Origin of the sequence: Streptomyces sp. NBC_00104, assembly GCF_045160825.1 — a bacterium.
Lineage (GTDB): Bacteria > Actinomycetota > Actinomycetes > Streptomycetales > Streptomycetaceae > Streptomyces.
In genome coordinates this window covers 7,903,833-7,915,380 of record NZ_CP108215.1, presented here as the reverse complement: position 1 = coordinate 7,915,380, position 11,548 = coordinate 7,903,833, and the positions used below count along the sequence as shown (strand labels likewise).

The window sequence follows — 11,548 nt, the reverse complement described above, 5'->3', positions numbered from 1 at the left end:
CCCCTTCTCGTGCCGCTTCCAGTGTCTGTCGCGCCCGGTCGCGGGCCGTTCTCGTGCTCGGTACGGTCGAGTGGACCGTCAACTTCCGTCGTCCCCGCACCCCGGTGTGCGTGGCGCGGCCTCCACGGGTCTCCCCGTGGTGCGGGACGACGCGATACCGTGGCGTTCCTTTTCCCGACATGATCCACATGATCCTCGTGGCCGCCCTGGAGGTTCCGTGGTACAGGCGTACATCCTGATCCAGACGGAGGTCGGCAAAGCGTCGACCGTCGCCGACACGATCAGCAAACTCCCCGGTGTCATCCAGGCCGAGGACGTGACGGGTCCGTACGACGTCATCGTGCGCGCCCAGGCCGACACCGTCGACGACCTCGGCCGGCTGGTGGTCGCGAAGGTCCAGCAAGTGGACGGGATCACCCGCACCCTGACCTGCCCGGTCGTGCACCTGTAGCCCCCGTCTACCCTTGGCCGGTGAACTCGTTCCGTCACCGGCGCCCCGCTCGCCTCGGGCTTCCCGTCCTGGCCGTGTCGTTGATCGCCGTCACGGGCTGCTCCTCAGCAGACGACGGCGGCTCGGCGGCGGTTCCCAGCGCGGGGACTGCCGCCGTGAAACTGTGCCGGAACCTGGACGAGGTGCTGCCGCGAAAGGTGGACGGTCTCGGCCGCCGGGATCCGCAGCCGGCCTCCGCGCTGACGGCGGGCTGGGGTGACGCGGTGATCATACTGCGCTGTGGTGTGCCCCAGCCGCCGAAGATGATCGATCCCGGGGTGGCCGAGGGGCGCGATGCCGATGCGGTGGCCGGGGCCGTCGACGGGGTCGACTGGCTGATGGAGAAGCGGGACGACGGGTCGTACCGCTTCACCACCGCCAATCGCTCCGCGTATGTGGAGGTGTCGGTGTCGGCGGATCGGGCCGGGGAGGACACCTCGCCGATCCTGGTGGGGCTGGCGACCGCGATCGAGAAAGCGATTCCTGAAGGGGTTGCCTCCTAGATTCCTGAAGGGGTTGCCTCCTAAGGGGGTGCCTCGGCAGGCCGTCGGGAGGCTGCGGACCGGTTGTGGCTGGTCGCGCAGTTCCCCGCGCCCCTCGAAAAAGGGGCTCCGCCCCTTTCGAAGGCGCCTCAGCGCAGGCCCGTCGACCTGTGCAGGGCGGCCTGGACCAGGCGGTCCACCAGCTCCGGGTATTCGATTCCGCTCGCCTTCCACATCGCCGGGTACATCGAGATCGGTGTGAAGCCGGGGAGCGTGTTGATCTCGTTGATCACGAACTCGCCGTCCTCCGTGAGGAAGAAGTCCGCGCGGACCAGGCCCTCGCAGGAGGCGGCGTCGAAGGCTTCCACCGCGAGCCTCTGGACCTCGGCGGTCTCCTCCGGGGTGAGCGGGGCCGGGACGATGCCGGGGGTCGAGTCGATGTACTTGGCGTCGAAGTCGTAGTACGCGTGGGCCTCGGGCGGCGGGATCTCGGCGGGGACGGAGGCGCGGGGGCCGTCCTCGAACTCCAGGACGCCGCACTCGATCTCACGGCCGCGCAGGGCCGCCTCGACCAGGATCTTCGGGTCGTGGCGCTGGGCCTCGGCGATCGCCTCGTCGAGGCCCGCCAGGTCGTCGACCTTGGTGATGCCGATGGAGGAGCCCGCGCGGGCGGGCTTCACGAAAAGGGGCCAGCCGTGCTCACCGGCGAGATCGATGATCTTCTTGCGGGCGGCGGACTCGTCGAGCTGCCACTCACGCGGCCTGATCACCACGTACGGGCCGACCTTGAGCCCGAAGGAGGTGAACACCCGCTTCATGTACTCCTTGTCCTGGCCGACGGCCGAGGCGAGGACGCCCGAGCCGACGTACGGGACACCGGAGAGCTCCAGCATGCCCTGGAGGGTTCCGTCCTCGCCGTACGGGCCGTGCAGGACGGGGAAGACGACGTCGACCTCACCGAGCGCCTTGGGCACCGATCCGGGCTCGCTGTAGACGACTTCGCGGTTGGCGGGGTCGACGGGGAGCACCACGCCGCCCTCCCGCGACTCGGCGAGCTCCTCGACGCTCGGCGTGCGGCGGTCGGTGATCGCCATCCGCTCCGGTTCGTCGGCGGTGAGGAACCAGCGGCCTTCCCGGCTGATGCCGATCGGCAGGACGTCGTACTTCGTCCGGTCGATGGCCCGCAGGACGGCGCCTGCCGTGACCACGGAGATCCCGTGTTCCGAGCTGCGGCCGCCGAAGACGACGGCCACGCGCGGCTTGCGGGACGGCTGCTCAGGGCTCTGGGGGAGGTTCTCGGTGCTCATATCGCGTTGAGGGTACCCGTTGGTAGTGCGCCAGTCAGCGCCCCTACGGTCGCGTTCGCTCAGCGTCGCTCCGGCTTGGCGCTGCGCGACATCATCTCCTTGAGGGCGACGACGGGCGGCTTGCCGTCGTGGACGATGTCGACGACCGTCTCCGTGATGGGCATGTCGACGCCGTGCCGGCGCCCCAAGTCCAGTACGGACTCACAGGACTTGACGCCCTCGGCGGTCTGCCGGGTGACCGCGATGGTCTCCTGCAGGGTCATGCCCTTGCCGAGGTTGGTGCCGAAGGTGTGGTTGCGCGAGAGCGGCGAGGAGCAGGTCGCCACCAGGTCGCCGAGGCCCGCGAGTCCGGCGAAGGTGAGCGGGTCGGCGCCCATCGCGAGGCCGAGCCGGGTCGTCTCGGCGAGACCGCGCGTGATGAGCGACCCCTTGGCGTTGTCGCCCAGGCCCATGCCGTCCGCGATGCCGACGGCGAGACCGATGACGTTCTTCACCGCGCCGCCCAGCTCGCAGCCGACGACGTCGGTGTTGGTGTAGGGGCGGAAGTACGGGGTGTGGCAGGCGGTCTGGAGCCGCTGGGCGACGGCCTCGTCGGTGCAGGCGACCACGGAGGCGGCCGGCATGCGGGAGGCGATCTCGCGTGCCAGGTTGGGCCCGGTGACGACGGCGATACGGTCCTGCCCGACCTTCGCGACGTCCTCGATCACCTCGCTCATCCGCATGGCGGAACCGAGTTCGACGCCTTTCATCAGCGAGACGAGGACGGTGTCGGGGGCCAGCAGCCCGGTCCAGTCGGCGAGGTTGGCGCGCAGCGTCTGGGAGGGGACGGCGAGGACGGTGAAGTCGGCGCCGGCGGCGGCCTCGGCGGGGTCGGTCGTGGCCCGGAGGTTCTCCGGGAGTTCCACGCCGGGCAGGTAGTCCGGGTTGGTCCGGGTGGAGTTGACCGCGTCCGCGAGTTCCGGACGCCGCCCCCACAGAACGGTGTCGCACCCCGCGTCGGCGAGCACCATGCCGAAGGCCGTGCCCCACGAACCGGTGCCGAAGACGGCCGCCTTGACCGGCTTGCTCACTTGCTCTGCCCCTCTTCCTGATGTTCCTGTGCCCGCTGGACCGTGCTGTGCTGTTGCCGTTGATGATGGTCGACGACCGCCCGGGCGGTCCTGCGCCGCTGCTCGATCCGCTCCCGCTTCGGGTCGTACGGCGTCTCGGGCGCCTTCTCGCCGCGGATCTGCTCCAGCTGGTGGGTGATGGCGGCCATGATGACCTCCGTCGCGTCCTTCAGCAGGTCGGGGCTCATCTCCAGGCCGTAGAAGCGCGAGAGGTCGACGGGCGGGCCCGCGAGCACATGATGGGTCTTGCGCGGCAGGAGGTGGGGCTTCTTGGCGTACGGCGGCAGCAGTTCGTTGGCGCCCCACTGCGCGACCGGGATCACCGGGCACCTGGTCTGCAGGGCGACCCGCGCGGCGCCGGTCTTGCCGGTCATGGGCCAGCCGTTCGGGTCGCGGGTGAGGGTGCCCTCGGGGTAGAAGGCGACGCACTCGCCGCGCTCCACGGCCTCGATCGCGGCCCGGAAGGCGCTCAGCGCGTCGGTGCTCTCGCGATAGACGGGGATCTGTCCGGTGCCGCGCATCACGGCGCCGATGAATCCCTTGCCGAAGAGACCGCTCTTCGCGAGAAAACGCGGAACCCGGCCACTGTTGTACTGATAATGGGCGTACGCAAAGGGATCGACATGCGAATTGTGGTTCACGGCGGTGATAAATCCACCCTCGGCCGGAATGTTCTCCATTCCACGCCAGTCCCGCTTGATCAGCACCACCAGTGGTGGTTTGGCGATCACCGCGGCGAGGCGGTACCAGAAGCCGATTCTCCGGCGGGGCACGCGGACACCTTCCTCTAGGACTTCCCAGGGCCTGTTCCGGGGACCCGGAGCCGCACAAGTGTCGCCCCGGCCCACCGGTCTGTCGAGAACACCGTACGCCCCGCCCTGCGGCCGCCCCTTGCGCCCAGGTGACAATGGCCGCGACAAGAGAGGGACGGAACGCCCGTGCAGTGGACCCTGGTCGTACCCCTGAAGCCCCTGGCGCGGGCCAAGAGCAGACTCTCGGACACCGCCGCCGACGGGGTGCGCCCCGGCCTGGCCCTCGCCTTCGCCCAGGACACCGTGGCCGCGGCCCTGGCCGCCGCGGCGGTCGGCGGTGTGGTGGTGGTCACGGACGACCCCCTCGCCGCCCGCGAGCTGACGGCCCTGGGCGCCCGAACCGTCCCGGAGGACAACCGAAACGGCTCCCGGGACGGCCTGAACGCCGCTCTGCGGCACGGAACAGCCGTCGTACGCGCTATACGCCCGCAAAGCCCCGTGGCGGCCCTCAACGCCGATCTGCCCGCCCTGCGTCCCGGGGAATTGACCCGCGTCCTGAACGCGGCCGCCGAATTCCCCCGTTCTTTCCTCCCGGACGCCGCCGGCACCGGCACCACCCTGCTCGCCGCGACCCCCGGCCACGACCTCTCCCCCGTCTTCGGCCCCGAATCCCGCCTCCGCCACCGCCGCTCCGGCGCCGTGGAACTCGCCCTCACCGCCGTCGACTCCGTGCGGCAGGACGTCGACACCGGCGACGACCTCCGCACCGCCCTCGGTCTCGGCGTCGGTCCCCGTACGGCCGCAGCGGCCGCGCGCCTGCTGATCCCCGGCCAGTAGGCTGCGGCCATGCAGGCCACCGCGTACACCTACGACCCCGCCACCCGCACCGGCCAGGTCCTCCTCGACGACGGCACCCCGCTCCCCTTCGACGCCCCGTCCTTCGACGCGGGCGCCCTGCGCCTCCTCCGCCCGGGCCAGCGGGTCCGCATCGAGACGGAGGGCGAGGGCGAAGCGCTGCGGATCACCCTGATCACCCTGCAGACGTTCTGAGCAGGCGTTCCGACGGCGGGCAGGCACCGGAACACGCCGCGGGCCGGGCTCCTCAACAGGAGCCCGGCCCGGCGCGTGTGAGTACCCGGCGCCCTACGCCTGGCGCGCGGCAGTCTTCTTCGCGGTCGTCTTGCGAGCCGTCGACTTCTTGGCCGGCGCCTTCTTCGCGGTGGCCTTCTTGGCCGGCGCCTTCTTCGCCGTGGTCTTCTTCGCCGCCGCCGTGGTCTTCTTGGCGGTCGTCTTCTTCGCCGCCGCCGTCTTGGTGGTGGCCTTCTTGGCGGTCGTCTTCTTCGCCGTGGTCTTCTTCGCGGCGGCCGTCGTCTTCTTGGCGGCGGCCGTGGTCTTGCGGGCGGTCACCTTCTTGGCGGTGGTCTTCTTCGCCGCCGCCTTCTTGACCGTCGCCGAAGCGCCACCACTCAGGCTGCCCTTGGGGGCCTTCTTGACCGCGACCTCGCCACCCCGGGGAAGCTTCTTCGAGCCGCTCACCAGGTCCTTGAAGCCCTGGCCCGCGCGGAACCGCGGCACCGAGGTCTTCTTGACCCGAACCCGCTCACCCGTCTGCGGGTTGCGGGCGTAACGGGCCGGCCGGTCGACCTTCTCGAACGAACCGAAGCCGGTGACCGACACCCGGTCCCCGCCGACGACCGCGCGGACGATGGCGTCCAGAACAGCGTCGACCGCGTCGGCGGCCTGCTGACGCCCGCCGACCTTGTCCGCAATCGCTTCTACGAGCTGCGCCTTGTTCACGTCTTCCCCTTCGGAGACATCGCCAGAACGAAAGTGTTCAAGCTTTTTCGCACGTTAGGCAGATATATACCGCAAATCAAACACGAAACGGGCTTATCACCCTTGTGCCGCAACGAACTCGGCGGTCATGGAGTGCCTTCAGCGTTCCTCTGCGGGCATTCGCCCTTCGTCGAGGTCCGTCATGAAGCTCTCCAGACGCCTTGCCGCGTCGGCGAGATCGTGCTTGGCCACGGCCGTAATGACCAGCAGCTTCCGGGCCAGCGCCATGCGTACGCCCTCCGGGACTTGCAGTGCGCGCACCCTTGCGTGCGCTTCCTTGAGTTGGCCCGCGACCGCCGTATAGAGCTCGAGTTGGCCGTCGTGTTCCATGCACAGATTGTGCCATCTGGGGCGAGTTGTCGCCTGCGCAGGGGGCAACTGCCGTCTTCCGGGGGCCTGTGGAGCACCCCCGGCCGATGCCACACCATGATGCGCGTACCCCGGCAATCACCTTTGTAACTAGGGGAGTTGAAACCTTTCTGCACATGACTTCGAAGGTCTCCGAACCCGAACATGGCGGTACCCCCAACCGTGCACGATTGGGGGTACCTGGGGGTGTCGCGGTGGCCGGAATCCGCCTTGCGCGGACCGCCCCGAGGGGGGTCCGCGCCCATGGGTCAGATCGTCAGCGTCCTCGGCTTGTGCGAGGGGCGCTTGGCCTCGTACGCGGAGATGTCGGCCTCGTTCTGGAGGGTGATGGAGATGTCGTCCAGCCCGTTCAGCAGCCGCCAGCGGGAGTTCTCGTCCAGCTCGAAGGAGGCGGTGATGCCCTCGGCGCGCACCTCGCGGGCCTGAAGGTCGACCGTGATCTCGACCTCGGGGTCCTTCTCGGTGAGCTCCTGCAGCGCGTCCACGATCTTCTGCTCCAGGACGACCGTGAGCAGGCCGTTCTTGAGCGAGTTGCCGCGGAAGATGTCGGCGAAGCGGGAGGAGATGACGGCCTTGAAGCCGTAGTTCTGCAGCGCCCACACGGCGTGCTCACGGGAGGAGCCGGTGCCGAAGTCGGGGCCGGCCACCAGGACGGTGGCGCCCTTGCGCTCGGGCTGGTTGAGGATGAATTTCTCGTCCTTGCGCCAGGCCTCGAACAGCCCGTCCTCGAAGCCGTCCCTGGTCACCTTCTTGAGCCAGTGGGCGGGGATGATCTGGTCGGTGTCGACGTTGCTGCGGCGCAGCGGGACGGCCCGGCCGGTGTGCGTGGTGAATGCTTCCATGGCTGTTCAGACTCCAGCGGGCGTACGGGTGTCGGCGTCGGTCAGGTCGGCGGGGGACGCCAGGTGGCCCAGGACGGCCGTCGCGGCGGCGACCTGCGGCGAGACCAGGTGCGTACGGCCGCCCTTGCCCTGCCTGCCCTCGAAGTTGCGGTTGGAGGTGGACGCGGAGCGCTCGCCGGGGGCCAGCTGGTCCGGGTTCATGCCCAGACACATCGAGCAGCCCGCGTGCCGCCATTCGGCGCCGGCCTCCTTGAAGACGACGTCCAGGCCCTCGGAGACGGCCTGCAGACCGACCCGCGCGGAGCCGGGGACGACCAGCATCCGTACGCCGTCGGCGACTTTGCGGCCCTTGATCAGCTCGGCGGCGGCGCGCAGGTCCTCGATGCGGCCGTTGGTGCACGAACCTACGAAGACGGTGTCCACGTCGATGGACTTCAGCGGCTGGCCGGCCTCCAACCCCATGTACTCCAGGGCCTTTTCGGCGGCGTGGCGCTCCGAAGCGTCCTCGTACGAAGCCGGGTCGGGGACCGACGCCGAAAGCGGCGCGCCCTGGCCGGGGTTGGTGCCCCAGGTGACGAACGGCGACAGGGCGGCGCCGTCGATGACGACCTCGGCGTCGAACTCGGCGTCCTCGTCCGTCTTCAGCGTCTTCCAGTACGCGACGGCCGCGTCCCAGTCCTCGCCCTCGGGGGCGTGCGGACGGCCCTTGAGGTAGTCGAAGGTGGTCTGGTCGGGGGCGATCATGCCCGCGCGGGCACCGGCCTCGATCGACATGTTGCAGATGGTCATGCGGGCTTCCATCGAGAGCTTCTCGATGGCCGGGCCGCGGTACTCCAGGACATAGCCCTGGCCACCGCCCGTACCGATCCTGGCGATGATCGCCAGGATCAGGTCCTTGGCGGTGACGCCGTCGGGCAGCTCGCCCTCGACCGTGATGGCCATGGTCTTGGGGCGGACCAGCGGCAGCGTCTGGGTGGCCAGCACGTGCTCCACCTGGGAGGTGCCGATACCGAACGCCAGACCGCCGAAGGCGCCGTGCGTGGAGGTGTGGGAGTCACCGCAGACGACCGTCATGCCGGGCTGGGTCAGACCCAGCTGCGGGCCGACGACGTGCACGACGCCCTGCTCGACATCGCCCAGCGGGTGCAGACGCACTCCGAACTCGGCGGCGTTCGCGCGCAGCGTCTCCAGCTGGACGCGGGAGACCGGGTCCGCGATGGGCTTGTCGATGTCGAGGGTGGGGGTGTTGTGGTCCTCGGTCGCGATGGTCAGGTCGAGCCGGCGCACTTTGCGCCCGCTCTTGCGGAGACCGTCGAAGGCCTGGGGGCTGGTCACCTCGTGCAGCAGGTGCAGATCGATGAAGAGGAGGTCGGGCTCGCCCTCGGCGCGCCGGACGACGTGGTCGTCCCAGACCTTCTCCGCGAGTGTCCTACCCATCGCTTTCCCTCCGGCCGGCTTGTCCGAGCACCGGCCCAACTAGAGATATCGGAGGTGGCGAGCGCACGTACCCCTCGTATGAGCGCCGGCCGCCGGGCTCGTTGGTCCGCGAGCCGTTCGTTCTGCTTCCAGAGTGGCAAGGTCCACGCGAAATTGAACTTGCGTTTCACAGAGTGAGACGCGAGTATCGTTGCATGGACAACAGTAGCGGCGTCGGCGTTCTGGACAAGGCGGCCCTGGTCCTGAGCGCTCTGGAGTCCGGTCCGGCCACCCTCGCGGGTCTGGTCGGCGCCACCGGACTCGCACGACCCACGGCCCACCGCCTGGCCGTGGCTCTGGAACACCACCGCATGGTGGCACGCGACATGCAGGGCCGTTTCATACTCGGCCCCAGGCTGGCCGAGCTGGCCGCGGCCGCAGGCGAGGACCGCCTCCTCGCGACGGCGGGCCCGGTGCTCACCCACCTACGGGACGTGACGGGCGAGAGCGCACAGCTCTACCGCCGCCAGGGCGACATGCGCATCTGCGTCGCCGCGGCGGAGCGCCTGTCCGGCCTGCGGGACACGGTCCCGGTCGGTTCGACCCTCACGATGAAGGCCGGTTCCTCGGCCCAGATCCTCATGGCCTGGGAGGAGCCCGAGCGCCTGCACCGCGGACTCCAGGGCGCACGCTTCACCGCCACCGCCCTCTCGGGCGTACGGCGCCGGGGCTGGGCACAGTCCATCGGCGAGCGCGAGCCGGGCGTCGCCTCGGTCTCCGCCCCCGTTCGAGGCCCGTCGAACCGGGTGGTGGCCGCGGTCTCCGTCTCCGGCCCCATCGAGCGCCTCACCCGCCACCCCGGCCGCATGCACGCCCAGGCGGTCATCGACGCCGCGGGCCGCCTGTCCGAGGCCCTGCGCCGCACCGGCTGACCTGCGAAGCCCCCGTCCACCACGAAAAAAGGCCTGCCTCAACGCCGCGGCAGGCCTTTCCTCATGGGTGCGACTGCGGCGCGCCCCTTCAGGCGGCGCGGGGAACCGCGCGGACAACCACGAGCAGTCCGCAGCGAATCACGCGGCTCCCCTCGACGGCGCCTAAGCGCTCACGTCCCGCCGGTGGGCGAACCGCTCCTTCGCCGACCTCCCCCTACCCTCGACCGGCAGCACCCCCGTGGCCGCCGCGAGACCGAACGCGGGCATGTCGGCGTAGATCGACTCGTACGACCCCTCCGGCACCACATACGTCTCGTGCCACAGCCCCACATGCTGCCGGGCCTTCCCCTTGCGCTCCTTGCGGTTGATCGCCGCCCACGCGACGCGATGGAACGCGTCGGGCGCGTGCGCGTACCCGTACAGCTTGTCCTTGGACTCCCAGTACTGGACGACGTAGTACGTCCGCGGCGAGGCCGTGAGCAGCACGGCGTTCAGCAGCCCCCGGCCCGGGTCCTTCCGCAGCTCCCGCAGCATCCGCGGCATCGCCATGAGCACGGGCCCCCAGTGATGCACGGCCCAGAAGTGGTTGATCCGCATGCCGATCAGCAGGACCACCACGTCGCCCTCGGCGGCCGCGGTGGTACGGCCGGCGGCAACCCGCTTCCCTAACATGTCTCCCCCTAGTTGGTGAGCGGCACTATCCGACTCCTCGTGTTTGGATAGTGGCACTTCCCAAGGAGAGGCGCAAGAGATGCGGCTGGCGGAGCTGAGCGAGCGCAGCGGGGTGTCCCCGGCGACGATCAAGTACTACCTGCGCGAAGGGCTGTTGGCGCCGGGCCGCCAGATCAACGCGACGACGGCGGAGTACGACGAGGAGCATCTGCGCCGGCTGCGGCTGGTGCGGGCGTTGATCCAGGTCGGCAGGGTGCCGGTGGCGAACGCCAGGGAGGTGCTCAAGCACGTGGACGACGAGTCCCTGGGCCGTACGATCCGGCTCGGCGCGGCCCTGTGGGCGCTGCCCCAGACCCCCGACCCGGACGAGGAGGACCCGGCCACGGTCGCCGCGACGGCCGAGGTGGACCGGCTGCTGCGGACACTGGGCTGGGACTCGGTGAGGGAGATCGGCTCCCTCTCCCCCGTCCATCGTTCGCTGGTGGCGCTGGTGGCGACGCTGCTGCGGCTCGGTTATCCGTGCGACGCCGAACTCATGGCCCCGTACGCCGAGTTGATGCACCAGGCGGCCGTGCGGGACCTGGACCAGATGGAGAGCTACTCGTCCGACACGGAGAAGGTGGAGGTGGCGGTCTCGGCGGCGGTACTCTTCGAGCCGGTGCTCCGCTCGCTGCACCGGCTGGCCCAGGAGGAGGAGTCGGCGCGGCGGTACGGCATCGAGTAGCCGGAGCGCACGAAAGAGGCCCCCCACCGAAGTGGAGGGCCTTCTCGATGCGTACCCCCGACCGGATTCGAACCGGCGCTACCGCCTTGAGAGGGCGGCGTGCTAGGCCGCTACACAACGGGGGCGTGGAGCCTGCGTTTCCGCAGGTCCGAGCTGGTCTACCTGGACTCGAACCAAGAATGACGGTACCAGAAACCGTAGTGTTGCCAATTACACCATAGACCAATATGGTTGAGACCTTTTCCGTACCCCCGACCGGATTCGAACCGGCGCTACCGCCTTGAGAGGGCGGCGTGCTAGGCCGCTACACAACGGGGGCCCTAGCGATCCTGCATCGATGGTGGAGGGAGCTACCCTGGCCACCTTCGCGGGAAGGATCTGTACCCCCGACCGGATTCGAACCGGCGCTACTGCCTTGAGAGGGCAGCGTGCTAGGCCGCTACACAACGGGGGCTTCGCGGATCTGATCTCCGCATGCGCAGATGAGCTCTGCGAGCTGGCCTACCTGGACTCGAACCAAGACTAACTGAACCAGAATCAGTCGTGCTGCCAATTACACCATAGGCCACTGGAACGCAAGCCCCTCAGGGGATCTTGTTCTAGTTCGCTCCGCCGGT

At 69.5% G+C, this 11,548-nt stretch carries 14 protein-coding genes and 5 tRNA genes; 6 read left to right on the top strand and 13 right to left on the bottom strand.

Translation table 11 applies throughout. The annotated features are described in order from the left end of the window. Positions 1-217: 217 nt before the first annotated feature. Both OG272_RS34900 and OG272_RS34895 read left to right on the top strand, forming a co-directional pair. On the top strand, positions 218-451 hold the full coding sequence (locus OG272_RS34900) for an Lrp/AsnC family transcriptional regulator (RefSeq protein WP_033526900.1): 234 nt from the start codon (positions 218-220) through the stop codon (positions 449-451). 20 nt (positions 452-471) lie between these two features. Next, on the top strand, positions 472-993 hold the full coding sequence (locus OG272_RS34895) for a DUF3515 domain-containing protein (protein ID WP_405895473.1): 522 nt from the start codon (positions 472-474) through the stop codon (positions 991-993). 128 nt (positions 994-1,121) lie between these two features. Here the strand turns inward: OG272_RS34895 and OG272_RS34890 are convergent, their stop codons facing one another. From OG272_RS34890 to OG272_RS34880, 3 genes are read right to left on the bottom strand one after another with little or no spacing between them, the layout of a single operon-like run. After that, the gene (locus OG272_RS34890; RefSeq protein ID WP_327727657.1) at positions 1,122-2,279 is read right to left on the bottom strand and encodes a D-alanine--D-alanine ligase family protein; all 1,158 of its coding nucleotides are present in this window, start codon (positions 2,277-2,279) and stop codon (positions 1,122-1,124) included. 59 nt (positions 2,280-2,338) lie between these two features. Continuing rightward, the gene (locus tag OG272_RS34885) at positions 2,339-3,349 is read right to left on the bottom strand and encodes an NAD(P)H-dependent glycerol-3-phosphate dehydrogenase (protein WP_326576966.1); all 1,011 of its coding nucleotides are present in this window, start codon (positions 3,347-3,349) and stop codon (positions 2,339-2,341) included. Then, positions 3,346-4,161, bottom strand: coding sequence for a lysophospholipid acyltransferase family protein (locus tag OG272_RS34880; RefSeq protein WP_327727658.1), 816 nt, complete (start codon positions 4,159-4,161; stop codon positions 3,346-3,348). Before OG272_RS34880 ends, OG272_RS34885 begins: the two co-directional genes overlap by 4 nt. Positions 4,162-4,326: 165 nt before the next feature. On the opposite strand from OG272_RS34880, the gene cofC reads away from it, so the two are divergent. After that, a complete protein-coding gene (gene cofC, locus OG272_RS34875; protein ID WP_326576970.1) occupies positions 4,327-4,977 on the top strand; it encodes a 2-phospho-L-lactate guanylyltransferase in 651 nt (216 codons plus the stop codon). 9 nt (positions 4,978-4,986) lie between these two features. Continuing rightward, positions 4,987-5,190 (top strand): hypothetical protein, encoded by a 204-nt coding sequence (locus OG272_RS34870; protein ID WP_326576972.1) that lies wholly within the window; start codon positions 4,987-4,989, stop codon positions 5,188-5,190. Positions 5,191-5,283: 93 nt separating this feature from the next. On the opposite strand, the gene OG272_RS34865 is transcribed toward OG272_RS34870, so the two are convergent. The 4 genes from OG272_RS34865 to leuC all read right to left on the bottom strand — a co-directional run bounded on the left by OG272_RS34865 (position 5,284) and on the right by leuC (position 8,624). Further along, positions 5,284-5,937, bottom strand: a complete 654-nt coding sequence (locus OG272_RS34865) for an HU family DNA-binding protein (protein WP_326576974.1) — start codon at positions 5,935-5,937, stop codon at positions 5,284-5,286. A 138-nt stretch (positions 5,938-6,075) separates the two neighbouring features. Next, entirely contained in the window at positions 6,076-6,306 is a 231-nt protein-coding gene (locus OG272_RS34860) for a hypothetical protein (RefSeq protein WP_326576976.1), read from the bottom strand. A 287-nt stretch (positions 6,307-6,593) separates the two neighbouring features. After that, positions 6,594-7,187 (bottom strand): 3-isopropylmalate dehydratase small subunit, encoded by a 594-nt coding sequence (gene leuD / locus OG272_RS34855; protein ID WP_327727659.1) that lies wholly within the window; start codon positions 7,185-7,187, stop codon positions 6,594-6,596. A 6-nt stretch (positions 7,188-7,193) separates the two neighbouring features. Beyond that, positions 7,194-8,624: a 3-isopropylmalate dehydratase large subunit gene (leuC, locus tag OG272_RS34850; protein WP_326576980.1), complete on the bottom strand. Its 1,431-nt coding sequence runs from the start codon at positions 8,622-8,624 to the stop codon at positions 7,194-7,196. Positions 8,625-8,818: 194 nt separating this feature from the next. Here leuC and ndgR point away from each other — a divergent pair, with 194 nt between their 5' ends. Then, positions 8,819-9,535: an IclR family transcriptional regulator NdgR gene (gene ndgR, locus OG272_RS34845; protein WP_020270051.1), complete on the top strand. Its 717-nt coding sequence runs from the start codon at positions 8,819-8,821 to the stop codon at positions 9,533-9,535. Between the two features lie 162 nt (positions 9,536-9,697). Here the strand turns inward: ndgR and OG272_RS34840 are convergent, their stop codons facing one another. Next, a complete protein-coding gene (locus tag OG272_RS34840) occupies positions 9,698-10,207 on the bottom strand; it encodes a DUF4188 domain-containing protein (protein ID WP_326576985.1) in 510 nt (169 codons plus the stop codon). A 79-nt stretch (positions 10,208-10,286) separates the two neighbouring features. On the opposite strand from OG272_RS34840, the gene OG272_RS34835 reads away from it, so the two are divergent. Further along, positions 10,287-10,931, top strand: a complete 645-nt coding sequence (locus OG272_RS34835; RefSeq protein WP_326576987.1) for a MerR family transcriptional regulator — start codon at positions 10,287-10,289, stop codon at positions 10,929-10,931. Between the two features lie 52 nt (positions 10,932-10,983). Here OG272_RS34835 and OG272_RS34830 read toward each other — a convergent pair. From OG272_RS34830 to OG272_RS34810, 5 genes are all read right to left on the bottom strand, one after another. Beyond that, positions 10,984-11,056: transfer RNA gene (locus OG272_RS34830), tRNA-Glu, on the bottom strand. A 28-nt stretch (positions 11,057-11,084) separates the two neighbouring features. After that, positions 11,085-11,156: transfer RNA gene (locus OG272_RS34825), tRNA-Gln, on the bottom strand. A 21-nt stretch (positions 11,157-11,177) separates the two neighbouring features. Next, positions 11,178-11,250: transfer RNA gene (locus OG272_RS34820), tRNA-Glu, on the bottom strand. Between the two features lie 62 nt (positions 11,251-11,312). Continuing rightward, positions 11,313-11,385 (bottom strand) — tRNA-Glu (locus OG272_RS34815). A gap of 42 nt (positions 11,386-11,427) precedes the next feature. Continuing rightward, positions 11,428-11,499: transfer RNA gene (locus OG272_RS34810), tRNA-Gln, on the bottom strand. Between the last annotated feature and the right edge of the window lie 49 nt (positions 11,500-11,548).

Bases quoted from the DNA above. Each gene is read 5' to 3' on its own strand.
- OG272_RS34890 (WP_327727657.1), bottom strand. From the start codon at position 2,279: ATGAGCACCGAGAACCTCCCCCAGAGCCCTGAGCAGCCGTCCCGCAAG.
- OG272_RS34870 (WP_326576972.1), top strand. From the start codon at position 4,987: ATGCAGGCCACCGCGTACACCTACGACCCCGCCACCCGCACCGGCCAG.
- OG272_RS34860 (WP_326576976.1), bottom strand. From the start codon at position 6,306: ATGGAACACGACGGCCAACTCGAGCTCTATACGGCGGTCGCGGGCCAA.
- leuD (WP_327727659.1), bottom strand. From the start codon at position 7,187: ATGGAAGCATTCACCACGCACACCGGCCGGGCCGTCCCGCTGCGCCGC.
- leuC (WP_326576980.1), bottom strand. From the start codon at position 8,624: ATGGGTAGGACACTCGCGGAGAAGGTCTGGGACGACCACGTCGTCCGG.
- ndgR (WP_020270051.1), top strand. From the start codon at position 8,819: ATGGACAACAGTAGCGGCGTCGGCGTTCTGGACAAGGCGGCCCTGGTC.
- OG272_RS34840 (WP_326576985.1), bottom strand. From the start codon at position 10,207: ATGTTAGGGAAGCGGGTTGCCGCCGGCCGTACCACCGCGGCCGCCGAG.
- OG272_RS34835 (WP_326576987.1), top strand. From the start codon at position 10,287: ATGCGGCTGGCGGAGCTGAGCGAGCGCAGCGGGGTGTCCCCGGCGACG.